24 protein-coding genes and 1 pseudogene are annotated in these 23,747 nt (G+C 69.5%); 13 read left to right on the forward strand and 12 right to left on the reverse strand.

All coding sequences use genetic code 11. From position 1 onward, the window contains the following. The 3 genes from ileS to AN233_RS00465 all read right to left on the reverse strand — a co-directional run. The coding region (gene ileS / locus AN233_RS17790; protein ID WP_245625918.1) for an isoleucine--tRNA ligase at nt 1-1,778 on the reverse strand (1,778 nt) is incomplete at its 3' end. Nucleotides 1,779-1,892: 114 nt separating this feature from the next. Further along, nucleotides 1,893-3,011, reverse strand: a complete 1,119-nt coding sequence (cobT, locus tag AN233_RS00460; RefSeq protein WP_218055029.1) for a nicotinate-nucleotide--dimethylbenzimidazole phosphoribosyltransferase — start codon at nt 3,009-3,011, stop codon at nt 1,893-1,895. A gap of 1 nt (nt 3,012) precedes the next feature. Further along, on the reverse strand, nt 3,013-3,507 hold the full coding sequence (locus AN233_RS00465; RefSeq protein WP_058364916.1) for a hypothetical protein: 495 nt from the start codon (nt 3,505-3,507) through the stop codon (nt 3,013-3,015). 127 nt (nt 3,508-3,634) lie between these two features. Between AN233_RS00465 and AN233_RS00470 the strand changes: the two genes are divergently transcribed. Together AN233_RS00470 and AN233_RS17030 are read left to right on the forward strand one after the other, a co-directional pair. Continuing rightward, on the forward strand, nt 3,635-4,669 hold the full coding sequence (locus tag AN233_RS00470; protein ID WP_058364917.1) for a S1C family serine protease: 1,035 nt from the start codon (nt 3,635-3,637) through the stop codon (nt 4,667-4,669). Between the two features lie 84 nt (nt 4,670-4,753). Then, the gene (locus AN233_RS17030) at nt 4,754-4,897 is read left to right on the forward strand and encodes a hypothetical protein (RefSeq protein ID WP_176696595.1); all 144 of its coding nucleotides are present in this window, start codon (nt 4,754-4,756) and stop codon (nt 4,895-4,897) included. A gap of 93 nt (nt 4,898-4,990) precedes the next feature. On the opposite strand, the gene AN233_RS00475 is transcribed toward AN233_RS17030, so the two are convergent. Then, entirely contained in the window at nt 4,991-5,194 is a 204-nt protein-coding gene (locus tag AN233_RS00475) for a hypothetical protein (RefSeq protein ID WP_058364918.1), read from the reverse strand. A 145-nt stretch (nt 5,195-5,339) separates the two neighbouring features. On the opposite strand from AN233_RS00475, the gene AN233_RS00480 reads away from it, so the two are divergent. Both AN233_RS00480 and AN233_RS00485 read left to right on the forward strand, forming a co-directional pair. Next, a complete protein-coding gene (locus AN233_RS00480; RefSeq protein WP_058365014.1) occupies nt 5,340-5,993 on the forward strand; it encodes an AIM24 family protein in 654 nt (217 codons plus the stop codon). Between the two features lie 366 nt (nt 5,994-6,359). Further along, complete coding sequence (locus tag AN233_RS00485; RefSeq protein ID WP_058364919.1) at nt 6,360-7,208, forward strand: TrmB family transcriptional regulator; 849 nt, start codon at nt 6,360-6,362, stop codon at nt 7,206-7,208. 4 nt (nt 7,209-7,212) lie between these two features. Here the strand turns inward: AN233_RS00485 and AN233_RS00490 are convergent, their stop codons facing one another. Next, nucleotides 7,213-7,515 (reverse strand): hypothetical protein, encoded by a 303-nt coding sequence (locus AN233_RS00490; protein WP_245625920.1) that lies wholly within the window; start codon nt 7,513-7,515, stop codon nt 7,213-7,215. Nucleotides 7,516-7,532: 17 nt separating this feature from the next. After that, nucleotides 7,533-7,910 (reverse strand): MarR family transcriptional regulator, encoded by a 378-nt coding sequence (locus AN233_RS00495; protein WP_058364921.1) that lies wholly within the window; start codon nt 7,908-7,910, stop codon nt 7,533-7,535. An 87-nt stretch (nt 7,911-7,997) separates the two neighbouring features. On the opposite strand from AN233_RS00495, the gene AN233_RS00500 reads away from it, so the two are divergent. The 4 genes from AN233_RS00500 to AN233_RS00515 all read left to right on the forward strand — a co-directional run bounded on the left by AN233_RS00500 (nt 7,998) and on the right by AN233_RS00515 (nt 11,461). After that, entirely contained in the window at nt 7,998-9,146 is a 1,149-nt protein-coding gene (locus tag AN233_RS00500; RefSeq protein WP_058364922.1) for an NAD-dependent epimerase/dehydratase family protein, read from the forward strand. After that, nucleotides 9,139-10,146, forward strand: a complete 1,008-nt coding sequence (locus AN233_RS00505; RefSeq protein ID WP_058364923.1) for an NAD-dependent epimerase/dehydratase family protein — start codon at nt 9,139-9,141, stop codon at nt 10,144-10,146. Before AN233_RS00500 ends, AN233_RS00505 begins: the two co-directional genes overlap by 8 nt. Further along, entirely contained in the window at nt 10,143-11,159 is a 1,017-nt protein-coding gene (locus tag AN233_RS00510; RefSeq protein ID WP_058364924.1) for an NAD-dependent epimerase/dehydratase family protein, read from the forward strand. The genes AN233_RS00505 and AN233_RS00510 overlap by 4 nt, the downstream gene beginning before the upstream one ends. An 89-nt stretch (nt 11,160-11,248) precedes the next feature. Next, complete coding sequence (locus AN233_RS00515) at nt 11,249-11,461, forward strand: hypothetical protein (RefSeq protein WP_058364925.1); 213 nt, start codon at nt 11,249-11,251, stop codon at nt 11,459-11,461. A gap of 95 nt (nt 11,462-11,556) precedes the next feature. Here AN233_RS00515 and AN233_RS00520 read toward each other — a convergent pair whose 3' ends face one another. From AN233_RS00520 to AN233_RS18340, 3 genes and pseudogenes are all read right to left on the reverse strand, one after another. Further along, on the reverse strand, nt 11,557-14,967 hold the full coding sequence (locus tag AN233_RS00520; RefSeq protein WP_058364926.1) for a pentapeptide repeat-containing protein: 3,411 nt from the start codon (nt 14,965-14,967) through the stop codon (nt 11,557-11,559). 73 nt (nt 14,968-15,040) lie between these two features. Continuing rightward, the gene (locus AN233_RS00525) at nt 15,041-16,225 is read right to left on the reverse strand and encodes a pentapeptide repeat-containing protein (protein WP_058364927.1); all 1,185 of its coding nucleotides are present in this window, start codon (nt 16,223-16,225) and stop codon (nt 15,041-15,043) included. Between the two features lie 90 nt (nt 16,226-16,315). After that, nucleotides 16,316-16,480: pseudogene (locus AN233_RS18340) on the reverse strand (pentapeptide repeat-containing protein); the annotation flags it as partial. Nucleotides 16,481-16,504: 24 nt separating this feature from the next. On the opposite strand from AN233_RS18340, the gene glmU reads away from it, so the two are divergent. Together glmU and glmS are read left to right on the forward strand one after the other, a co-directional pair. Beyond that, entirely contained in the window at nt 16,505-17,719 is a 1,215-nt protein-coding gene (glmU, locus tag AN233_RS00535; protein WP_058364929.1) for a bifunctional sugar-1-phosphate nucleotidylyltransferase/acetyltransferase, read from the forward strand. A 2-nt stretch (nt 17,720-17,721) separates the two neighbouring features. Further along, complete coding sequence (glmS, locus tag AN233_RS00540) at nt 17,722-19,569, forward strand: glutamine--fructose-6-phosphate transaminase (isomerizing) (RefSeq protein ID WP_058364930.1); 1,848 nt, start codon at nt 17,722-17,724, stop codon at nt 19,567-19,569. A 38-nt stretch (nt 19,570-19,607) separates the two neighbouring features. Here the strand turns inward: glmS and AN233_RS17035 are convergent, their stop codons facing one another. Then, a complete protein-coding gene (locus AN233_RS17035) occupies nt 19,608-19,754 on the reverse strand; it encodes a DUF7550 family protein (protein WP_176696596.1) in 147 nt (48 codons plus the stop codon). 95 nt (nt 19,755-19,849) lie between these two features. On the opposite strand from AN233_RS17035, the gene hisF reads away from it, so the two are divergent. Together hisF and AN233_RS00550 are read left to right on the forward strand one after the other, a co-directional pair. Beyond that, a complete protein-coding gene (gene hisF / locus AN233_RS00545; RefSeq protein WP_058364931.1) occupies nt 19,850-20,665 on the forward strand; it encodes an imidazole glycerol phosphate synthase subunit HisF in 816 nt (271 codons plus the stop codon). 137 nt (nt 20,666-20,802) lie between these two features. Beyond that, entirely contained in the window at nt 20,803-21,021 is a 219-nt protein-coding gene (locus tag AN233_RS00550) for a DUF7511 domain-containing protein (RefSeq protein ID WP_058364932.1), read from the forward strand. 222 nt (nt 21,022-21,243) lie between these two features. Here AN233_RS00550 and AN233_RS00555 read toward each other — a convergent pair whose 3' ends face one another. Together AN233_RS00555 and AN233_RS00560 are read right to left on the reverse strand one after the other, a co-directional pair. Beyond that, nucleotides 21,244-21,522 carry a DNA-directed RNA polymerase subunit L gene (locus AN233_RS00555; protein ID WP_058364933.1) on the reverse strand — a complete coding sequence of 93 codons (279 nt, stop codon included), beginning with the start codon at nt 21,520-21,522 and terminating at the stop codon, nt 21,244-21,246. A 145-nt stretch (nt 21,523-21,667) separates the two neighbouring features. Next, on the reverse strand, nt 21,668-22,882 hold the full coding sequence (locus tag AN233_RS00560) for an RNA-guided endonuclease InsQ/TnpB family protein (protein ID WP_058364934.1): 1,215 nt from the start codon (nt 22,880-22,882) through the stop codon (nt 21,668-21,670). 161 nt (nt 22,883-23,043) lie between these two features. Between AN233_RS00560 and AN233_RS00565 the strand changes: the two genes are divergently transcribed. Continuing rightward, a complete protein-coding gene (locus AN233_RS00565; RefSeq protein WP_058364935.1) occupies nt 23,044-23,583 on the forward strand; it encodes a GNAT family N-acetyltransferase in 540 nt (179 codons plus the stop codon). The last annotated feature ends 164 nt before the right edge of the window (nt 23,584-23,747 follow it).

Consider the following 23,747-nt stretch of genomic DNA (forward strand, 5'->3'; position numbering starts at 1 on the left):
AGCACCTCCTTGTAGGGGATCTCGCCAACCGCGGCCGTCCCCATACCGAGCTGGGACCAGAACCAGCCGCGGGTCTGGTCGTGGGCCTCCACGATGAGGTCCGCGGGCCACAGCTCGTCGTGCGCCTCCGTCTCGCCGGGGTAGCCGAGCGTGCCCCACGAGGCGACCGAGGAGTCCAGCCACACGTCGAAGACGTCCTCGACGCGGCGGTAGGTCGTCCCGTCCTCGGTGATCGTCAGGTCGTCCACCGAGGGGCGGTGGAGGTCGATCTCCGCGGGGTCGATCTCCTGGTCGACGCGGTCCGCGAGCTCCTCGCGCGTGCTCACGACGACCGTCTCCTCCTCGAGGTCGATCTCCGCGGGGTCCTCGCCCTCGGGCACCCAGATCGGGATCGGGATGCCCCAGTAGCGCTGGCGGGAGACGTTCCAGTCCGGCGCGTCCTCGATGAAGTCCCGGAAGCGGTTGTCGCGGGCCCACTGCGGGTGCCACTCCGACTCCTCCATGTTCTCGAGGAGCTCGTCTTTCACGTCCGTGATGGAGATGAACCACTGGTCGGTGACCAGCTGGATGATCCCGGTGTCACACCGCCAGCAGTGGCCGTAGCTGTGGTGAACCGTGCCGTGCGCGAGCATGTGTCCCTCCGCGACGAGGTCCGCGATGATCTCCTCGTTGGCGTCGCGGACGAACTGGCCCGCGTAGTCGCCGGCGGCGTCCGCGAAGACGCCGTCCGGGCCGACGGGACAGAAGATCTCCAGCCCCAGCTCCTGCCCGCGGTGGAAGTCCTCCTCGCCGTGCCCGGGCGCGGAGTGGACGAGGCCAGTGCGGTCCGCCTCCACGTAGTCGGCGGGGTACACCTCGCCGGCGCCCTCGAAGTCGGGGTAGTCCTCGAGATGGTCCGCGAGGGGGTGGTCGTACGCCCAGCCGACGAGCTCCTCGCCGGAGAGCTCCGCCTCGACCGTGTAGTCCTCGTAGCGGCCCTCCTGTAGCACGTCCTCGACGCAGGCCTCGGCGACGTACAGGACCTCCTCCTCGCCGTCCTTCTCGGCGCGGACGGCGTTGTAGGTGAGGTCGGGGTCGACCGCGACGAAGGTGTTCGCGGGGACCGTCCACGGCGTCGTCGTCCAGATGACGAGGCTCCCCTCGCGGTCCGCGAGCGGGAACTTCACGTAGATGGAGGGGTCCTCCACGTCCTCGTACTCGACCTCGTTGTTGGCGAGGCCCGTCTCGCAGCGAGGACACTGCGAGATGGAGCGCTTGCCGCGCTCGACGAGGCCGCGGTCGGCCACCTGCGAGAAGGCCCACCACGCCGACTCCATGTACTCGGGCGAGACGGTCTTGTAGGGGTTCTCCCAGTCCATCCACGCGCCGATGGACTGGAAGTCCTCGTCCATCGCCTCGCGGTTGGTCTCGGCGAACTCCTTGCACTCCTCGATGAACGCCTCCATCCCGTACTCCTCGATGTCCGTCTTGGAGTCGAAGCCGAGTTCCTCCTCGACTTTCACCTCGATGGGGAGCCCGTGCATGTCGTAGCCCGGACGGTCGGTGACGCGGTGGCCCGTCATCCGCTTGTACCGGATGATCGCGTCCTTCAGCGTCTTGTTCCACGCCGTGCCGAGGTGCATCTGTCCGGAGGTGTACGGCGGTCCGTCGACGAAGAAGAAGGGCGGGTCGTCCGCGTGCGCCTCCTTGGCGGCCTCGTAGGCGTCGTGTTCCTCCCAGTAGTCCGAGACGCCTGACTCGACGTTCTCGGGGGTGTACTGGTCGTCTACCTGCTCCATATCCGAGCGTCGCCGCCCGCGTATTTCAATACGGCGGAGTTGCAGTCGCGGGGAGACCGCTCGACGACTTATCTCCCCGGACCCGGCTCACTCCGGCCCGCTCCCGGACCCGAGTCACCCCGACCCGATCCCCGCCTCCGCGAACGTCGCCATTTCGTCGTGGGTCGCGCAGGCGGCGCGGTAGGTCGCGAGCGCCAGACACGCCCCGCTCCCCTCGCCGAGCCTGAGGTCGTGCTCGAACAGGGGCTCGAGTCCGAGCGCCGCCAGCTGGACCGCGTGACCCGGCTCCGCGCCGCCGTGGGAGGGGAGGAGGTACGGCCGGACCGCGTCGTCGACCGCGGCCGCCACGAGCGCCGCGGCGCCGGAGACGACGCCGTCGACGACGACCGGCGTGCGGTCGGCCGCGCAGCCGAGCGCCGCGCCCGCGAGCAGTCCGACCTCGAAGCCGCCGACGCGCCGCAACACCTCGACCGGGTCGGTCGCGGTCACGGTTCCGGTCGCGGTCTCGGTCGGCCGGCCGTCCTCATCGCGGAGGCCGTTCTCCGAGAGGCCGCGCTCCACGACCGCGACCTTGTGGGCGCGCGTCTCCTCGTCCACGCCCGTTCCGGGGCCCGTGACCGCCTCGGGGTCCGCGTCCGCGAGGGCGGCCGTGAGCGCGCTCGCGACGGTGGTGTTCCCGATGCCCATCTCGCCGAGCGCGACGAGGTCCGCGGTCGCCAGGTCCGTCTCCGCGACCCGGACGCCCGCCTCCAGCGACGCGACCGCCTGCGCGCGGGTCATCGCCGGCCCGTCGGCGAGGTTCGCCGTCCCGCGGGCGATCCGCTCGTTTCTGACTCCGGGGACTGGATCGCCGTCGACGCCGGCGTCGACGAGGACGGTCTCCGCGTCGACCACGTCCGCGAGGGCGTTGACCGCCGCGCCGTCGTTCGCAAAGTTCTCCAGCATCGCCCGTGTCACGTCGCCGGGATACGCGGAGACGCCCTCGGCGACGACGCCGTGGTCCGCGGCCGCGACGAGGACGGCCGGCTCCGCGAGCGAGGGCCGCGCGTCGCCCGTGAGTCCCGCGAGCGCGACCGCCAGGTCCTCCAGTCTGCCGAGGCTCCCCGGCGGCTTCGTCAACTCCTGCTGGCGCGCGCGAGCGGCGTCCGCGGCTGCGTCGTCGAACGCGGGGATCGGCGGCGCGTCGAACGCGGCGCGGTCGTCGGTCGACTGATCGAGGTTATCCCCCCTCACGTCAGGCCTCGAAGTCGGGGAGGTCGTCCGGCGCCTCGTAGTCTGCCTCCCAGTCGATGTACTCCTCTTTCAACGTCTCGCAGACGATCTGGCCGAGTTCGGTCAGCCCGGCGTTGATCCCCGAGACGGTCGACCACGAGTCCAGCTCCGGGTGGAGGTCGCGCTCCTTCCAGTCCTCGGGGATGCCCGGCGCGTGGTAGCCCACGCGGTCGGCGAAGTCGTCCCAGAAGAAGTCGAAGCGGTCGACGAGCCCCATCTCCTCGACGATGCGCCACTCCTCGGCGTCGAGGTCGCTCGTCGCGGCCCACTGCTCGAACGCCTCCGCCCACGCGCCCTCGCGGAGAAATCGTTCGAGGTCGTCGCGGCGGTACTCGTCTTCCGTCACCTCGTCGGCGGCGTCCTCGTTGCCGGTGCCGCCGACGGTGGTGTCCTCGTACTGGTTGGGGTCGACCGCGACGAGCGTCGGCGGCTCCGGCGGGTCGACGTGCAGGGTCATGGGCGCCCTTCGCTCCGGCGGGCAAAAAGCCCGTGGCGTCGCGGCCGCGCGGTCCAGACCCTCGATCCGGCCGCGTTCGGACCGCCGCGGTCCGGGCGTTTATGCGGCGGCCGCCGTAACCGGGCGCATGGAGCAGACCCGACGCGGCTTCCTCGGCGCCGTCGGCGCCGCCGCGGCCGCGACGGCCGGCTGTATGGCCCCCGCCAGCGACCCCGGCGGGACCCAGCGGTTCGAGCGCGCCTACGAGTCCGTCTCGGGTGCAGTCGCCCGCGTGCGGACGTACACCGACGCCGGCGGCGGGCAGGGGTCGGCGTTCCGCGTCGACGGCGGCCACCTCGTCACGAACGAGCACGTGATCGCGGCCGCGAACCGCGTGAGCGTCCAGTACGCCGACGGCGCGTGGCGCGACGCCGAGGTCGTCGGCGCGGACCCCTACAGCGACCTGGCGGTGCTCCGAGCCGAGTCCCCGCCGCCCGGCCCGGAACTTCCGTTGCGTGAGGACCTGCCGAACGTCGGCGCGGAGGTGCTGGTGGTCGGCGCGCCGTTCGGCCTCGACGGCAGCGCGACCGCGGGCATCGTCAGCGGCCGAAACAGAACGATCCCGGCGCCCAACGACTTCTCGGTCCCGGACGTGGTGCAGGTGGACGCGCCGCTGAACCCCGGCAACAGCGGCGGCCCGATCGTCGACCTCGACGGGAACGCCGTCGCGGTCGCGACCGCGCGCGTCCCCGGCGCGGACAACCTCGGCTTCGGCGTCTCCTCGCGGCTCGCTCGTCGAGTCGTTCCCCGACTCGTCGAGGCGGGAAGCTACGACCACGCGTACATGGGAGTGGGCGTCGCTGGCGTGGACCCGGCGATCGCGGCCGCGAACGACCTCCCCGAGGCGCGCGGCGTCTACGTCGTGAGCGTCGTGGACGGCGGCCCGGCTGACGGGACCCTTCGGGGCAGCACCGGCGAGGCGACGGTCGAGGGGATGCCGGTGCCCACCGGCGGCGACACCATCGTCGGACTCGACGGCGTCGGGATCGCCACGCGGGCGGACCTGTCCAGGCACCTCGCGCTGGAGACCTCGCCCGGCGACGACCTCGAGGCGCGCGTGCTGCGGGACGGGAGCGAGGAGACGGTCTCGTTCGCGCTCGACGAGCGGCCGGCGCCGAACTGACAGGGCCCGGCCGGCGCCGGGATCGAAGTGGGGACGCACCGTCGGCCGCACAACCGTTTTCGAGGTCCGCTCCGAAATCCCGGTATGGCCGACGACTCGATCCCCGAGGCCGGCGAGCGGGAGCGTTCCGAGAACTCGAACGACGAAGCAGCCGACGAGGACGCGGACGGCCGGATCAACCGCCGTCTGGACCGGCTCGTCGACTTCCTCGCTACGTTTTTGCCCTGACCCCGGCCGCGCGGTCCCGTCGGCTGTCGTTCGCGCGCGGCCGGCGGCGAAGCCACCCGCTCTGGTTCACCGGCACTCCAAAGCGGGAACACCTCAGAGCGCCCGCAGGACCTGGTCGAGCGTGATCACACGCGTTTCGTCGGCCGGAAACGTCGGGAGGCGCTCGCTGTCGAACCGTTTCTCCACGTCGATCGTCGCGTGCGTCTTCGTCCGTTCGCGTATCGTCCCTTTGACCCGCTCGCCATCCTCGAACTCGACGAGAACGGCGTCACCCGCGTCGAACTTCCCCTCGGACACGGTTCCACGTCCGCACGGAAACACAAAATACCGGGGTCTCGTGGGAGCCTCCGACCGTCTCGGACGACCGCCGCGAGCCAGCCAGTAGCTTCTTTTCGCTGCGGGGCCATCCCCCGGTCGAGTTGCCCTCCAACTCGTGATCACGATGGATATCGACCAGTTCAAATCCGAACACGTCCCCGTGGAGTCCGACGACCGCTTCCAGCTCGAGAACAGCTACACCCTCGACGTTGCGGTCGACGGGACCGCGATGGCGAAGGCCGGATCGATGGTGGCGTACACCGGGGACCTCTCGTTCAAGGGGAAGGCCTCGGCCGAGGGCGGGATCACCGGCTTCCTCAAGGAGGCGGCCTCCGGCGAAGGGACGCCCGTGATGGCCATCGAGGGGCAGGGGCACGCTTACCTCGCGGACGGGGGCAAGAAGGTACAGGTGCTGGAGCTCGGCGCGGACGACGCGATCACCGTCAACGGAGAGGACGTGCTCGCGTTCGAGGACCGGATCTCCTACGAGATCAGCACGATCGACAGCCTCGCGGGCTCGCTTGCGGGCGGGTTCACCAACGTCTTCCTGAGCGGCCCCGGCTACGTCGCCATCACGACCCACGGCGACCCCATCGTCGTCGAGCCGCCCGTCTCCACGGACCCCAGCGCCACGGTCGCGTGGAGCGGTACGTCGCCCGACGTGGAGGTGAACCGCAGCCTCTCGGACATGATCGGGCAGGAGTCCGGCGAGCGCTACCAGATGCGGTTCGACGGACCCGACGGGTTCGTCGTCGTCCAGCCGTTCGAGGAGCACTGACGGCCGCCGTCCGGGCCGATTTTTGTCCCCGGTGCAGCGTCGAGCGGGAGTTGTCGCGTCGAAAAGGTCGTCGTGTCGAGCGGGGGCTATCGGTATCGCGTCGCAGGGCGGTCCGTGGCGTCGGGAGAGAAATCTGTGCGCCGACTCCGGTGAACCCGGCGTCAGTCGTCGTCGCGGCCGTCCGAGAGGTGCTCCCAGATCTCGGTGCAGCCGGCGCCGTCGGGGACTTCATCGAGGTGCGCGTCGTCGTCCGCGGCGGAGGATGAGGAGTTACTCATTTTCTGAGTAAGCCAACTCAGCATCGGGACATAAACGTTTCGGGGGACGACCAGCACGTACTTACCGCCGACGCGAGGACGGGGAAGCATGTCCGAACGCGGCGACGAGTTCCTCTCGCGGCTCGACCTCACCGAGTACGAGGAGGGGGCGCTGGCGGAGCTGCTGCTGCTCGGTCGCTCGACCGCGCCTGAGCTGGCGGAGGCGACCGGGATCCCCAAGGCGCGGATCTACGGCGTGCTCGACGAGCTGGCCGAGGCTGGCTACGTGACCGTGATCCCCGGCCGGCCGAAGGAGTACCGACCGCACGATCCCGAAGAGATCGTCGACCGGGCGATCCGGAACCGGCGTGACGACTACGAGCGCTTTGCGGACGAGGTCGAGGAGACCCGCGAGGCGTTCGTGGAGCAGTACGCGCCCGTTCGCGACCGCGACGTGGACGAGCTCGGCCCGGCCGAGGACCTGTTCCACGTCGTGGACGTGGGCGAGCCGAGCGAGCGCGAGACGCGGCGGCTGTTCCGCGAGGCGGAGCGGGAGGCGTACGTGCTCACGAAGAGCCTCGGCTACATCGACGCCGTCAGACCCGCGCTCCGGGAGGCGGTCGACCGCGGCGTCGACGTGAAGGTGCTGATGCTCGCGCCCGACCACCTCTCGGCGGAGAACGCGGAGCGTCAGGCCGCGATCCGCGAGGAACTGGCGGCCGACTTCCCCTCGGTCACCGTCCGCATCAGCGAGCGCGTGCTCCCCTGGCGCGGGACGTTCGTCGACCCCGACACCGACTACGAGCGCGGCCACGGGCTGTTCATGGTCGAACAGGAGGACGTGCCGAACCACCGCCGGCAGGCGGCCGTCACCGAGAACCCCTCCTTCGTCGCCGGGCTGTGGCAGTACTTCGACCTGCTGTGGCGCCACGAGAGCCGACCGGCCGCGGAGGCGTAGCTCGTTAGTCCGAGACGTACGCGATCATCGCCTCGACCGCGTTCTCGACCAGTTCGTCGGTCACACGAGCGACGGTGCGATCAATGTCCTCGGTACGCAACGAGACGACCGCCCACGGTGCGATGAACGATTCTCGGTTCAGCGTCCCGACCTCGAAGGACCCCGCGACCGGAAGGCTCTCAGGATAGTCGTTCGTCGAAATTCCGAGTGCGATGCGCTGCTCCTCGGAGAACGGATGAGCATGATCGCTGATCAGTAGGTACGGTCGTCGGGGCGTGTTCCCGAACGGGTCGCTCGCAACGACCACCGCTCCTCGGTCCCGATTCACGGGCGGTTTCCTGTACCTGTCGCATCTTCGTCGTCGATAGCCGGCAGATCATCGTCCCAGTCCGGGTTGCGGTCGTAGTAATCGCCCTCGAACGTCTCCGCGACGGACGCCAGCCCGACGGCGCTGGCCATCTCGGCGTCATACGCACCGAGATCGATCGCCCAGTACGGTCCCTTGTGTCGCACGAGTCCGCGCCGCTCCAGCCGCCGGAGCGTCGTGCCGACGCTTCCCCGGGGAATATCCAACTCCTCGGCGATTTCGGCGGGTCGGTACCCGGTTTCGGGTTCCGCGGCGAGGAACTCCAGGATTCGACGACCGTTCGTCCCTTCGTTCGGGAGGTCCGTTGGCCGATAGCTCTCGAAGTCGACGGGCATGTGTAACCATATGTAACCGATCGTAATAGCGTTTGAGGTCGGAAGGGGAAAGGACTTAACACCGGGTTACTCACGTTTCGAGTAACGATGACCGTGCTGCTCACCGGCGCGGACGGCTACCTCGGGTGGCCGACCGCGCTCCGTCTGGCGGACCGACTCGACGAACGCATCGTCTGCGTCGACAACTTCGCGCGCCGCGAGTGGGTCGCGGAGTCGGGCAGCGTCTCCGCGACGCGCGTCGAGGACCCCGCGGAGCGATTCGAGAGCGTCGAGAACCTGAGCCTCGTCGAGGGGGACCTCGCGGACCGCGACTTCGTGCTCCAGCTGCTGGAGACCCACGAGCCGGACACCGTTCTCCACGCCGCCGCACAGCCGAGCGCGCCCTACTCGTCGATCAACGGCGAGCGCGCGCTCTACACGCAGCGCAACAACGTCTCGATGAACCTCAACCTCCTCCACGGGCTCGCGGAGTGCGGGCTCTCGGACACCCACTTCATCGAGACGACGACGACCGGCATCTACGGCGCGCCCCACTTCCCCATCCCGGAGGGCGGGCTGGAGGTCGAGCGGAAGGACGGCAGCGACGAGGTGCCGTTCCCGGCGATGGGCGGCAGCTGGTACCACCAGACGAAGTCGTTCGACGCCGCGAACATGCGCCTCGCGGAGTCGCAGTTCGACTTCCCGATGAGCGAGGTCCGGACCGCCATCGTCTACGGCACGGAGACGGCCGAGACGCGGGCACACGACAGCCCGACCCGGTTCGACTTCGACTACTACTTCGGCACCGTCGTCAACCGCTTCTGCGCGCAGGCGGTCGCCGGCTACCCCCTAACCGTCTACGGCAAGGGCGAACAGCGCAAGCCGATGGTGAGCCTGGAGGACGCCGTCGAGAGCCTCGTCCGACTGGTCGAGGAAGGCCCCGAGGCCGACGACGAGATCACCATCTACAACCAGGTGACGAGGCCGGTCGCCATCGTGGAGCTCGCGGAGACCATCGCCGAGGTCGGCGACGAGTTCGACCTCGACGCGGACGTGAAACACTACGAGAACCCCCGCGACGAGGACGAGGAACACAAGATGGAGATGGAGAACGAGCGGTTCCTCGAGCTCGTCGGCGGCCAGCGACAGACGCTGGAGGAGGGGATCCGCGACGTGCTGGCGACGCTCGTCGAGGAACAGGACCGGATCGCGGCCCACGAGGACCGGTTCCTGCCCGGCGTGCTGACCGATGAGTGACGCCGGGGGGGATCGCGCGGCCGGCGGCGGCGACGCCGACCGGCGCGTCCTCGTCACGGGCGGCTGCGGCTACATCGGGAGCGTCCTCGTCCCGCACCTGCTCGACGACGAGCGCGTGGGCGAGGTCGTCGTCCTCGACTCGCTGTCGTCCGGCTCCCCGGCCAACCTCGCGGGGAGCGTCCGGGACGACCTCCGGTTCCGGCGCGGCGACGTGCGCGAGTACGGCGACGTGGAGAGCGCGGTCCGCGGCGCGGACGCGGTGGTCCACCTCGCGGCCATCACGGGCGCGGCCTCGACCCACGACCGCGAGGCGGAGACGTTCGCGGTCAACCGCGACGGCACCGAGAACGTGCTCACGGCCGCCGGCAAGTTCGACGTGGACAACGTCGTGCTCGCCTCCTCGTGTAACAACTACGGCCGCGCGGCGAGCACCGACATCGACGAGGAGACCGCCCAGAACCCCCTCAACCCCTACGCGGCCTCGAAGGTCGAGAGCGAGGAACTCCTCGCGGACGCGATGGCGACCCACGGCTTCGACGGCACCGCGCTCCGGATGAGCACCAACTACGGCTGGTCGCCGGGCGTCCGGTTCAACCTCGTCGTGAACCACTTCGTGTTCCGGGGGCTGACCGGCCGGCCCCTCACCGTCTACGGAGACGGGAGTAACTGGCGGCCCTTCATTCACGTCCGCGACGCGGCGCGCGCGTACGCCCACGCGGCGCTGGAGCCCGAGTCGTGGCCCCAGCAGGTGTACAACGTCGGCTCGAACGAGGGGAACTACCGGATCGCGGAGATCGCCGAGGTCGTCCGCGAGGAGCTCGACCGCGAGCTCGACGTGACGTATCTGGAGGACGAACACCCCGGCCCCTCCTATCACGTGAACTTCGACCGGCTCGCGGAGACCGGCTTCGAACCCGAGTGGACGCTCCGCGAGGGGATCCGGGACATGGCCGCGGAGTTACGAGGAGTCGCGCGGGAGGAATCGGAGGCCCATTCATGAGCGAGAACGCAGCGGCGGAGACCGAGGAACCGACCGAGGAATCGGCAGACGCACCCACGATAGCGGTCACGGGCGCGGCCGGCTACATCGGCAGCCGCGTGGTGGCCGCGATGCGGGAGCGCCACCCCGACTGGACCGTCACCGCGCTCGACAATCAGTACCGCGGGCAGGTCGACGCGGTCGGCGACGTCGAGGTCGCACACGTCGACATCAGGAACCGCGACCGGCTGGAGGACGCGCTCGCGGGCGCGGACGTGGTCTGTCACCTCGCGGCGATAAGCGGCGTCGACGACTGCGAGGAGCACCCCGACCTGGCCTACGAGGTGAACGTCACCGGGACGAACAACGTCGCGTGGTTCTGCCGCAAGACCGGCGCAGCGCTCGTCTTCCCGTTCAGCATGGCCGTGCTCGGGGACCCGGAGTCGTTCCCCATCACCGCCGACCAGCCCCGCGACCCCCTCAACTGGTACGGCCGCACGAAGCTGCTGGGCGAGCGGTCGATCGAGGCCTTCGCGGACGGCGAGTTCCCCGCGCACCTGTTCCTGAAGTCGAACCTCTACGGCGAGCACGTCGTGGACGGCACGGAGGTCGGCAAGCCCACCGTCATCAACTTCTTCGCCGACCGCGCGCTCGCGGACGAACCACTCACCGTCTACGAGCCGGGCTCGCAGGCGCGCAACTTCGTCCACGTGAAGGACGTGGCGCGGGCCTACGTCGACAGCGCCGAGCGCCTGCTCGCGCAGCTCGACCGCGGCGAGACCGGCACGGAGACCTACGAGATCGCCGGCACGGAGGACATGAGCGTGATGGCGGTCGCGGAGATCGTCAGCGAGGCCGCCGGCGACCTGCTGGGGACGGCGGTCGACGTGGAACTCGTCGAGAACCCCCGCGGCGCGGAGACGATGGTCGAGGAGTTCGGCGTCGACGTCTCGGCGGCGCGGGAGACGCTCGGGTGGGAGCCCGAGGAGAGCGTCGCGGACTCGGTCCGCCGGCTGCTCGAGCGTCACTCGTAGGGGGCCGCCGATCGCCCCGTGCGTCTCCCCCGATCCTACCAACGCAATAAGTTTTATTAGCTGACGTATGCCAACAGTTGTCTGTACTCATGGGACTGTTCTCGACGGACTGCGCGTACTGTGGCGACTCGGGTGCCAAGGAGAACTGCAGCCAGTGCGGGATGAACTTCCACGCCGACTGCGCACAGCGGCGGGGGGATCTCCAGATCAAAGAGGAGAGCGGCGGACTCCTCAGTTCGGGGTCGACGCACTACCGGTGGGCCTGTCCGAACTGCAACCGGCGGTCGAACGGCACGATCTGAACGCGGGTCGCGGCGTCACCCTGGACCGGGTCGCGGCGCCTCCCCGAACCGGGGCGCGGCGTCCTCCTCCTTGAGGATTCGGGGCAGTCGACCGCCTACCACGCGACACGACGCCCGAGCACGAACACGACGAGCGCGAGCAGCAGCGCGCCGAGGAACGACTCGAGACCGGCGAGCGTCCGGGCGGTCGTCCCGACCGGCTGGATGTCGCCGTAGCCGAGCGTCGTGAACGTGACTATGCTGAAGTAGAGGTTCTTCCCGAGGATGATGAGCCCCTCCGGCGTCAACAGCGCGTGCAGGCTGTCGACGCCGTCCGTCGTGAGGTCGCTCGCCCCGCGAGTCCCCTGCGTCAGCGTCGCGTAGAGGAACCCCCACGTGACGATGGCGAACGCGGAGATGTAGATCACCCGCCAGAGCCGCTCGCCGTAGCCGCAGGTCTGATAGAGCACCCCGTTCCCGACCCACTTGCCCGCGGCCGACAGTCGGGTGAGGGGGTCGGCCCCGCCGTCCGCGTCGTCGTCCGCCCGGAACGCGATGGCGGCGTTCTTCCGCCGGCGGTAGGTCATCTCCTTGATGAAGAACTCCGAGGCGGCCTTTCTGTCGCCGAAGTCGGCGGCGCCGTTCTTGGCCTTGAGGTAGGTGCTCTCGAGGACTGCTGGGTCGGTGATGGGTTCCACGTCGGGGAAGCGCGACGACTCCGCGGCCGCCCACTCGTGGATCACCCAGTCGTTTCGCGCGAGCGACTCCTTGTGGTCGGTGAAATCGAAGTCCTCGAACGTGGTGTTTTTGAACCGGAACTCGTCGAAGAGGTCCCGACGGTCGCCGGCCAGCCGAACCTCGCCCAGCGTCGCCCCGGTCAGGTCATAGACGGGCGGGTCCTCCGCGGGCTGGGTGATCCGGCCGCCGGCCAGCGTCGCGTGGCTCATGTCGACCGCCTGCATCCCGGCCGCACACGACGCGCGCATCGTGACGCGCTCGTCGAACCGAACGTGGGCGAAGTCGGCGGGCGCCGCGAAGGTGACGCCGTCGAACGTGGCGTACTGGAACCGCGCGCGTTCGAAGGTGACCGCCTCGTGGAACGTCGCGCGGTCGAACGCGCCCAGCTCCCGGAAGCGGACGTCCTGAAAGTTCGCAGCACCGCGCACGTCGATCCCGGTGAAGTTGGCGAACTCGAACCGGGCCTGTGCGAACGCCGCGTCGCGCTCGAAGACCGCGTCCTCGAACGTCGCGTCGTCGTTCTCGTGGTTCGTCTTCCCGCGAAACTCCGTCGCCCTGAAGTTCGCCTCTCCGGCGAAGCGGACGCCGGCGAACGAGGTGTCGTCGTCGAACCGGATCCGGTCGAACGCCGCGCCGCCGGTGAATTCGGCGCCCGCGAAGGCGGCCGCCTGCTCGAAGACCGCGCCCGAGAACGTCGCGTCTCCGCCCACGGAAACCTCCTCGAAGCTTGCGGTCCCGGTGAATCGGCTCTCCTCGAAGCCGAACTCGGCGGCCACCTGCACGCCGTCGAAGCGGGCGTAGCGGAACTCCACCCGATCGAAGTCGGCGGTGGCCGCGAACGTTGCGTCCTGGAAGTCTGCGTCGTCGACGGCGTGTTCGCCGCCGTGAAACTCGCTCCCGCGGAACGTCGCCGGCGCCTCGAAGGCGGCGTCGGCGAAGCAGGCGTCGTGGTCGAATCGGCTCCGAAGGAACACCGCGCGGTCCCGGAAGGTGGCCCCCTCGAAGGTCGTCGTGTCGTCGAACCACGCCTCCCTGAACGCCACGGAATCCTCGAAGACGACGCCCGCGAAGGTCGCGGTCGCGACCCACGCCCGGTGGAAGTCCGCGCGGTCCTCGAAGGTGGCGTCCGCGAACGAGACGGCGTCCTCGACCGCGTTCCCGCCCGAGAACGCGACGCCCGAGGCGTCGACCGGCCCCCCAAAGACGGCCCCGTCGAAGGCGGCCGCGTGCCCGAACGACGCCCCGACCAGCACGAGTCCTCTCTCGAACGTCGCGTTGACGGCGGTCGTCTCGCCGAACTCGCCTCGCCGGAAGTCGGCCTCGCCCTCGAACGTCGCGTCGGCGAGGCTGAGGTCCTCGTCGTCGACGTTGTCGCCGCCCCGGAACTCCACGCCCCGGAACGAGGCGTCCTCGCGGAACGCCGCCCCCGAGAAGTCGGCGTCGTCGTCGAACCGCCCCTCGTCGAACGTCGCCGCTCCGGCGAACGCCGCCCCGTCGAACACCACCTCGCGGTCGAACGTCGCGTGCGCGAATCCCGCGGTCGCCTCGAACCGGGCGTCCGCGAACGTCGCGAACCGGAACTGGGCCATCTCGAAGTCGACGGGCCCCCGGAGGTCGGCGTCCCGGAACGAGAGGTCCTCGTCGTCGGCGTTGTCGCCGCCCTGGAACTCTGCCCCGGTGAAGTCGGCCGCTTCCTCGAGAACGACCGACGAGAAGTCGGCGTCGCCGGCGAAGCGGACCTCGCCGAAGTCCACTCCAGCGCGGGCCTCGACGTCCCGGAAGTCGGCGTCGCCGTCGAACGCTACGTCGGTGAACGTCGCCTCCTCCTCGAAGACGACTTCATGGAAGTCCGCGAACGCGAAGCGGGCCGCGGTGAAGGTCGCTCGCCCGGCGAACGTGGAGCGCTCGAAATCCGCGTCGTCCGAGAGCACGTTGTCGCCGCCCTGGAACTCCGCGCCCCGGAAGTCGGCCGCCCCGCCGAAGGAGACGTCGATGAACTCGGCGTCGCTGTCGAAGGTCGCCTCCGCGAAGGCGGCGTCGGCCTCGAAGGTCGTCCCCTCGAAGTCGGCGTACCGGAACTCCGCTTTCAGGAACGTCGCGTCGTCCGCGAAGACGGCGTCCTCGAAACAGACATCGTCGTCGAGGAGGTTGGCGTCGCCGCGGAACTCCACGCCCCGGAAGCTCGCGGGACCCTCGAAGCGGGCCCGCCGAAAGCACGTGTCGCCGTCGACTCGCGTCTCGTCGAGGGTCGCCTCGCCGGCGACGTGGAGGCCGGACGCCTCCAGGTCGTCCGCGAACGTCACCCCGGTCAGCGAGACGGCGTCGACGGTCGCCTCGTCCAACAGCCACGCGTCCTCGAGTTCGGCGTCGCGACCGGCGATCGCGTCCACGCTCGCGTGCCGCAGGTCGACCGACTGTTTCACTGTCGCTCGCTCGACATCAACGGTACCGTCGACGGTCGCGTAGCGCAGGTCGACCGGATGGTTGTTCGCCCCCTCGACGATCAGGTAGCTCAGGTCGAGCCCCTCGAACCTGGCGCCGAGGAACTGCTTGCGGCGCCGTCCGCCCTCCCGGACCGCCGCCAGAAACCGCTCGCGCAGCGCGTCGTCGTCGACCCCGACCTCGCGGCGCCGCTCCGGCGACAGGTGGAACGGACACCTGTCGGCTCCCCCGACGGCCTCGCGGTGGCACTCCCACGCCTCGTCGGGCCCGTGATGGTCGGCCGCGGCTTTCGGCTCCTCGCCGACCTCGCGTGCCGGCTCGAGCCGGTAGTCGCAGCGGTCGCTCACGGGACGGCCACCCCGCGACGCCGCCCGAACGAGCGGCCCGCCACCCCGCGACGCGACCCGGTCGAGCGACGCGTCACCACGCGACGCGCCTCCCGAGCACGAACACGACGAGCGCGATCAACAGCGCGCCGAAGTACGCCTCGAGACTGGCGAGCCACCGGGCGAGGGAGCTGCCGGGCGCGCCGACGTACTCCAGCGTGATGAACGTCGCCGTGCTGAAGTACATGTTCTGGCCGACCGCGAGGAGCCCGTCGGGCGTGGCGAACTCCGACGCGCTGGTGACGGTTCGCAGAGTCGACCCCTCGCCGCCGGTGGGGACGATCGTGTACAGCAACGCCCAGAAGACGATCGCGACGCTCGAGATGTAGACGATCCGCCAGAGTCGCTCGCCGTAGCCGCAGGTCTGGTAGAGCACGTTGTTACCGGCCCACTTGCCGAGCGCGCGGATCCGACCGAGCGGTCCAACGTCGGAGGCATCCTCGGCGTCGCCGTCCCACGGGACGAACGCGTCGACGGCGTCGATGGCGTCGTGGGTCGCGAGGTTGGCGTTCTCGGCCACGTCGTAGCCCGCCGCGATCTTCCAGTTCTTCTTGCGCCGGTAGATCATCTCGCGGATGAAGAACTCGGCGGCGGCCTTGCGGTCCCCGTAGTCACTGGCGCAGTTCTTCGCCTTCAGGTAGGTGTTCTCCAGCGTCGCGGGGTTGTCGATGGCGGCGACGCTCCCCTCCGGGATGACCGCGTCGCCGGCCGCGAACTCGTGGATCGACCACCCGTTCTCCGCGAGGTGCGCCTTGTGTGCGCTGAAGTCGAACCCCTCGAAGTCGGTGTTACAGAACCGGAAATGGTCGAAGAGCGGGTGGGCGCTGTCGGAGTGGTCGAGCGTGACCGACCCCACGACCGCGTCGGTGAGGTCGTAGAAGGCGCTGCCGGCTTCGGGCTGCCCCATCGTCCCGCCACCGACCGCGGCGTCGCGGAGGTCCACCAGCGTCTCCCCGTGTTCGCCCGCTTCGGGCCGGAACGCCGCGCTCTCGTGGACCGTCACCCCGACGAACGTCGCCGCCTCGCCGAAGGTCGTCCCTCGGAAGTTCGCGTACGCGAAGGTGACGCGACCGAAGTCGGCCCCCGCCTCGAAGACGGCGCCGCCGAAGTCGGCGTCCTCCTCGTGCATGTTCGCGGTCGCCTCGAACTGCGCGGCTCGAAAGCTCGCGCCGTCCCGGAACCGCGCGTCAGCGAACGTCGTGACCTCGTGGAACAGCACCTTCTCGAACGAGGCCGCCGCCCGGAACGACGCCCCGGAGAAGTCGACCGTGGACTCGAACTCGACGCCGTCGAACGCGGCGGTCCCCTCGAAGCTGGCGTCGGCGAACCGCGCCTCGCCCTCGAAGCTGGCGTCGGCGAACCGCGCCTCGCCCTCGAAGACGGCGTCGGGGAACGCCGCCTCTCCGCGGAACGTCGCCCCGGCGAAGTTCCCGAAGCGGCCATCGCGTGAGGCAGTCGACGACGGTGGATTTATCGGCGGACGGAGTCACCATCGGCCATGACCAGCGAACCCGTCACCGCCGTCGTTCTCGCGGCGGGCGAGGGGCGCCGGCTCGCGCCGCTGACGAACCGGCGGCCGAAGCCGATGCTCCCCGTGGCGAACCGGCCAATTCTGGAGTACGTCGTGGAGGCGGTCGCCGACGCCGGCATCGACCGCGTGGTGCTCGTCGTCGGCTATCGCGGCGAGCGCATTCGAAACCACTTCGGCGACGGCCGAGAGTGGGACCTCGAGATCGAGTACGTCGAGCAGTCCCATCAGCTCGGTACCGGCCACGCCGTGTTGCAGGCCCAAGCGGCGGTCGGCGACCGGTTCGTCGTCCTCAACGGCGACCGGATCGTGGACGGGTCGATCGTCCGCGAGGTCCGCGATGCGACCGTCGACGGGCGGACGCCCGTGATGGCGGTAACCGACGTGGAGCACCCGCGCGAGTACGGCGTCGTCAGCCTCGAAGGGGGGCGCGTCGTCGGCGTCGAGGAGAAGCCGGAGGCGCCGGTCGCGGCCGGCCGGATAAACGCCGGCGTCTACGGATTCTCGGCCGCGATCTTCGACGCGGTCCGCGACACGTCGCCGGCGGGCGAGCTCGGGATCACGGACACGCTCGACCGGCTCGCGCACGAATCGCCGATCGAAGCGGTCGAGTACCACGGCGACTGGTACGACGTCTCTCACCTCTGGGACCTGCTCGCGGTGAACGCCTCTCTCGTCGGTGCCGCCGGCGCGGACGGGGCCGCCGGTGCCGTCGCTGCCGGTGCCGTTGCCGCCGACGGACGGACCGGCGACGAGCCCACCCACGCGGCGGTCGCGGACGACGTGGTCGTCGGTGCGGACGTGCGTCTCGGCCCGGGCGCGGTCGTCGGCGGGAGCACGGCGCTGGGACGGAACGTCCACGTCGGCGCGAACGCGGTGGTCGAGAACGCCGTCGTCCTCCCGGACGCGGTCATCGAGCCGGGCGCCGTAGTGCGGGACGCGATCGTCGCCGGCAACGCGCGGATCGGCGCGAACGTGACCGTCGCGGGCGGCACGGCGACGGTGATCGTCGACGGCGAGGCCCATGAGGACGTGCGACTCGGCGGCGTCGTCGGCGACAACGCGACGGTCGGCGGCGGCGCGACCCTCGACGCCGGCACCGTGATCGGCGACGACGCGACGGTCGATCCGGGGGTCGCGCTCGACGGTCGGATCGAGACCGGCGCGGTCGTCAGGAGGGGGTAAGCATGTGCGGGATCATCGGCTACGTCGGCGACGAGGCGGCGGGCCCCATCGTCTACCGCGGCCTGGAGAACCTGGAGTACCGCGGCTACGACTCCGCGGGGATCGCGCTCGTCGACGGCGCGGCGGACGCGGGCGAGGAGCGGGCGGGTGAGAAGCGGGCGGGCGCCGAGGGCCTCACTGTCACGAAGCGGTCGGGCGAGGTCGCGAACCTCGACGTGCCCGACTCCGAGGCCACCTGCGGGATCGGCCACACGCGCTGGAGCACGCACGGGCCGCCGACGGACGCGAACGCGCACCCCCACACCGACTGCGAGGGGTCGGTCGCGGTCGTCCACAACGGCATCGTCGAGAACCACGAGACGCTCAAGGCGGAGCTGTCCGACCACGCGTTCACGAGCGGCACGGACACCGAAGTCATCCCGCACCTGATCGAGGAGGAACTGGCGGCGGGCGCGGACCTCCGGACCGCGGTCGAGCGCATCGACGACCGGCTGGAGGGGAGCTACGCGATCTGTGCGGTCCACGAGGCCGCCGAGCGCATCGTCGTCGCGCGACAGGACAGTCCGCTCGTGGTCGGCCACGGCGACGGCGCGTCGTTCGTCGGCAGCGACGTGACGGCGTTCCTCGACCACACGCGCGACGTGACGTACCTGGAGGACGGCGACGTGGCGGTCCTGGAGCCGGGACGCGTCGACGTGTTCCACGACGGCGAGGCCGTCGACCGCCCGGTCGAGACGGTCGAGTGGGAGGCCGACGCCGCCGAGAAGGCGGGCTACGAGCACTACATGCGCAAGGAGATCCACGAGCAGCCGACCGCCCTCAGACAGGCCATCTCGGGGCGGTTAGACGCCGACCGCGGCGCGGTCGACCTCGACGTCGAGTTCCCCGAGCCGTTCCTCAACAGCCTCGACGAGGTGCAGATCGTCGCCTGTGGCACCTCCTACTACGCGGGCCGGTACGCGGCCGAGCTGATCGAGGAGTTCGCCGACGTGCGGACGACGGTGGAGATCGCGAGCGAGTACGAGTTCGGCGGCGGGCGCGACCCTCACCGCACGCTGACGATCGCGGTCACGCAGAGCGGGGAGACGGCCGACACGCTGGGGGCGATCCGGCGCGCCGCGGCCGCCGGCGCGCGGACGCTCGCGGTGACGAACACGCTCGGTAGCACTATCACACGCGAGGTCGATGACGCGGTGTTCATCCGGGCGGGCCCGGAGATCGGCGTCGCGGCGACCAAGACGTTCGCCTCGCAGGTGACGACGCTGGCCATGCTCGCGGTCGCGCTCGGTCGCGGGCGCGACGCCATGTCGGCCGCGCGGGCCCGCACCGCCGTCGAGAACCTCCGCGGGCTGCCCGGCGCGGTCCAGCAGGCGCTCGACGCCGAGGACGCGGTGAAGGCGGCCGCCCGCGAGTACGGCGATTCGGAGGCGTTCTTCTTCGTCGGCCGCGAGCTCGGCGTCCCGGTCGCGCTCGAGGGGGCGCTGAAGCTGAAGGAGATCTCCTACGACCACGCGGAGGGGTTCGCGGCCGGCGAGCTGAAACACGGTCCCCTCGCGCTGGTGACGCCGGAGACGCCCGTCCTCGCGGTGCTGACGGACGGCGCGAAGCCCCGGGAGACGATGAACAACGTCACCGAGGCGCAGACGCGCGGCGCGCCCGCGCTCGGTGCGGTCTCGGCGGGCGAGAAGGCGGATGCGCTCGACGAGGCGTTCGCCGTCCCCGAGGCGGGCATCGTCGAACCGCTCGTGGCGAACGTCTACTTCCAGCTGTTCGCCTATCACGTCGCCAACGAGAAGGGGCGATCAATAGACAAGCCGCGGAACCTCGCGAAGAGCGTCACCGTGGAGTAAGAGGCGGTTCAGCCCGGATTCACCGTCTTCGACCGTCGTCAGCCGAGCAGCAGCGGGACGCCGTACGCGACCGTGAGGCCGACGAGGAGGACGACGAGGCCGATCCCGACCTCGCGGCCGCCGAACTCCTGCATCGGTGCGGTTACGCGCTTGTCCGGGTCGGGCTCGTGCGAGTGGTCTGCCATGGGTCTCGATCCGTGCGCCCGGTACAAAAGGACTCCCGATCCGACCGCGGCGTCGCGCCCTTTTTGTAGCCCGCGGCGCGAAATCCTCCCAACGAATGGGCCTCACGAAGCGGATCATCCCCTGTATCGACGTGGACCTCGACGAGGACGGGAACGCGGCCGTCTACACGGGCGTCAACTTCGAGAACCTGGAGTACACCGGCGACCCGGTGGAGCTGGCCGAGAAGTACAACGAGTCGGGCGCCGACGAGTTCGTCTTCCTCGACATCACCGCGAGCGCGGAGGGGCGCGAGACGATGCTCGACGTGGTCTCCGCGGTCGCCGACGAGTGCTTCATCCCCCTGACGGTCGGGGGCGGTATCCGGACGAAGGCGGACATCAAGGAGACCCTCCGCGCGGGCGCGGACAAGGTGTCGATCACCACCGGCGCGCTGGAGCGCCCTGAACTCATCGAGGAGGGCGCGGCCGCGTTCGGCTCGCAGTGTATCGTCATCTCCGTGGACGCGCGCCGGCGGTACGACGACGAGGGCGAGCACTACGTCGAGGTCGACGGCGAGGACGTCTGGTTCGAGTGCACCAAGAAGGGTGGCCGCGAGGGGACCGGCATCGACGCGGTCGCGTGGGCCGCGGAGGCCGAGGCGCGCGGCGCGGGCGAACTGTTCGTCAACTCCATCGACCGCGACGGGACGAAGGACGGCTACGACGTGCCGCTCATCCGGGCGGTCTCCGAGGCCGTCTCGACGCCGGTCATCGCCTCCTCGGGCTGTGGCGGCCCCGAGCACGTCTACGAGGTGTTCGAGGAGGGCGGCGCGGACGCCGCGCTGGCCGCCTCCATCTTCCACTACGGCGAGTACACCATCGCGGAGGTCAAGGAGTACCTCGACGAGCGCGGCGTGCCCGTTCGGCTCTGACCGGCCGGATATCCGGCGCTTCGAACGGCCGAGACACCGTCGCGAACCCCGCCCCGATCCGGCCGCCCTCCTGGGATCCACACCTGATAATCGGATCGGACCACCTTTTTACCCCGACGTTCAACCATCGGATACACATGTCCACCACGCAGTCCGGAGGACCTGTCGGCAGCGGGGCACCGCCGCGGCGAGCACCCGGCGAGGACGACTCGCCGCTCGTCTGCCAGCGAGCCGAGGGTCCGAACGGCGACGAGGAGTGGACGTTCTACGAGGCGGACCGCGAGCCGGAGCGCCGGACGACGCGCTGGCTCACGGTCGCGGACGCGGACGTGGTTCCCGCGGCCGACTGGCGATAGTCGGTCGCGGCCGCGGACGCGGTTCTCGCGGCGGATTTTTTCGCCCGGACGGGAACGCCCGCCAGCCGCAGCGCCGCGAGTCGGGCGTCGTGAGTCGGGCGTCGTCACTCGGAAGCTCGGCGACGGTCGACAGAAATCGGTGCTCCGGTTCGCGGTCGGCAGTCCACTGATCGACGGTCCAGGGTCGACCGGTTCCCGGCCTCGGCGTCGTCCGTGGCGCGCTCAGGCCGCCTTGACGGCGTCCGCGAGCGCGGTCGTCTTCTCGTTGATCGCCTCGGTCGCCGTGCCAACGGCGTCGAGGGGGTCGCCGGACTCCGTCTTCACGGTGAGGATCGGGTCCGTCTGGCCGCCCGACTGCTCGGGGTTGACGTCGTAGGTCGCGGCCGCCACGTCGTCGGTCTCCAGCAGCGCGCCCTTCAGCACGTTCATGAAGGTGTGGTCCTCGCCCGCGATCTCCAGACGGAGCTCCTCCTCGGTTTTCTCGATGACCCGCAGTTCCATGGGGTACGGTTCGCCCGAGCGGCGTTTGAAGGTTTCGTCTCCGCCGGATCCGGGTGAGAGGCCCTCGCACGCGTCCCGCAAGCATTTGTCACCTTCTCCGCCCTAAAGGGCGGAGCTTGTCGGTGGACTCCCGTTCTGGCCGACCCTACTGGGTGGCAGGCGAGTAGCCGCCGTTCACGTTCAGCGTCCCCGACTTCAGGGCGAGGTGACGTGTCGCCCCTCCGTGCGGAGACTTTTGCCCCGCACGGAGTAGCCGAAACCCGATGTTCTTCGCTGCGTTGTAGTCTGCATTGACCTCGTAGCCACACTTCTGGCAACAGAACTTCGCTTGCGACGGACGGTTCTCGTCCAGCGTCGTCCCGCACTTCGAGCAACGCTTCGACGTGTACGCCGGGTCTACCTGCGTGGCGTCGATACCCTCCGCTTTGGCCTTGTACGCCGTGTAGTCGTACAAGCGGCGGAACGCCCACGCATGGAACTTCTTTGCGCCCGGCATCCGGTCGCGGATGTCCGTTAACTCCTCGAAGGCTATCCGGTCGCACCCGTGCGCGACGGCTTCTTGGACGATTGCTTTCGAGATACGGTGTAGGTAGTCCTCTACCCACCGTGTCTCTCGGTCTCCCAGCCGTTCGATGGTCCGATGGGCTGATTCCGTGCCTGTCCGTTGAAGGTCGCCACGGACCCGCTCGTACTCCCGACGGCGGTGATTGAGGTAGCCGCCGCTCCAGAACATTCCGGTTGACGTGACGGCAATCTGTTCGATACCGAGGTCCACGCCGAGGACTGTGCTGTTCTCGGCGTCGCCTTCGTTCGGTATCTCGGACTCCACGTCGGCCTTCGTTCCGATGTGGAGGAAAAAGGTGTCCGTCGCGTCGCGGTACTGAAGCGTCGCACCCGTGACCTCGTAGTCGTCGTCGCGGAGGTACTTCGTGTGCGGGTTGTCTCCCTCTGGTGGAAGGACGTATTCGGCTTCGATACGTCCGTTCACCGTGGAGAGGGATACGCGGTCGTTGTGGAACGTCGCGCTCCGTTTGTCGTATCTGACGGATGGCGTCGTGAAGTGTGGTTGTGACGCCTTCTTGCCGTTCTGCCAGCGGGAGACGACGCCCTTGATGGCTTCGGCGGCTTTGTTGCGTGCGGATTGAACGAGGTTGGCTTGAAGCCGTGTCTGTTCGCGCACGTCGGAGTACGTCCGGTCGTGGAGTTTGGTTTTCGAGGTGGGCTTGTAGTCGTCCTGCCACGCGTCTCGGACGGCGTAGTTGCACGCCCACAGGTACTCCTCGACGGTTTCGTGGAGGAGAGTCGCGTCGCTGTCGTCCATATCGAGTTTGACGACGGCCGTGCGACGCACCTCCGCCATATTTCATATGTAGCACCTTACATTCATATAGGTTACGTTTGGTGTGGGGAGTCGGTCGGCCACCGAACAGCGGTTGTTTTCTCACCGTGTCGCGTTCCTCCCCGCCGTAAACGGCGGGGTTTCCCGCTTGTAGAAAGATGAACGGCGGGCCGGCTCCGACCATGGAGATCAGGCGCCTCCCCGTCACGGACGACGCGCTCGGGCGGTTCGCCGAGGAGCTGTGGCTCCCGTATCACCGGGATCTGGCCGCGGCGGTCGAGGCGCACGCGCTCGCGGACCGTCCGGACGAGGAGCTCATCGCGGAGAACGTCGCCTTCCACCGCGACCTGCTCGCGGAGGAGGACCGCCGCGGGTGGGTCGCGGTCGATGAGGGGTGGACGGAGACGGACACCGGCGACGGAGAACTCCCCGCGAACGCCGACCTCACCGGGTTCGTGCTGACCAGCGTCGACGCCTGTCCCGACGTGTTCGACAGACCGGACCGGCTCGTGGTCGGCGACATCTACGTCGCGGAACCGCACCGCGGCTCCGGGCTCGCGCGGCGTCTCGTGGAGCGCGCCGCGGCCGACGCCCACGAGGCGGGCTGCTCGGAGCTCCGGCTCGATGTCGATGTCGACAACGAGTGCGCGCTCGCCTTCTACGAGAAACTGGGGTTCTCCGCGTACCGGAAGCAGCTGACGATGCCCGCGAACGACGTGTGAGACGGGGGTTCTACTGTCGTGTCTGGTTCTGCTGCAGATCCTGCTGATCTGGTCAGCAACACCTCAAAAGCCCCAGCCGGCTCTCCGTACTACTGATCTGGTTCTGCTGCAGATCCTGCTGATCTGGTCAGCAACACCTCGAAAGCCCCAGCCGGCTCTCCGTA

This window comes from Haloparvum sedimenti (genome assembly GCF_001462205.1).
Taxonomy (GTDB): Archaea; Halobacteriota; Halobacteria; order Halobacteriales; family Haloferacaceae; genus Haloparvum; species Haloparvum sedimenti.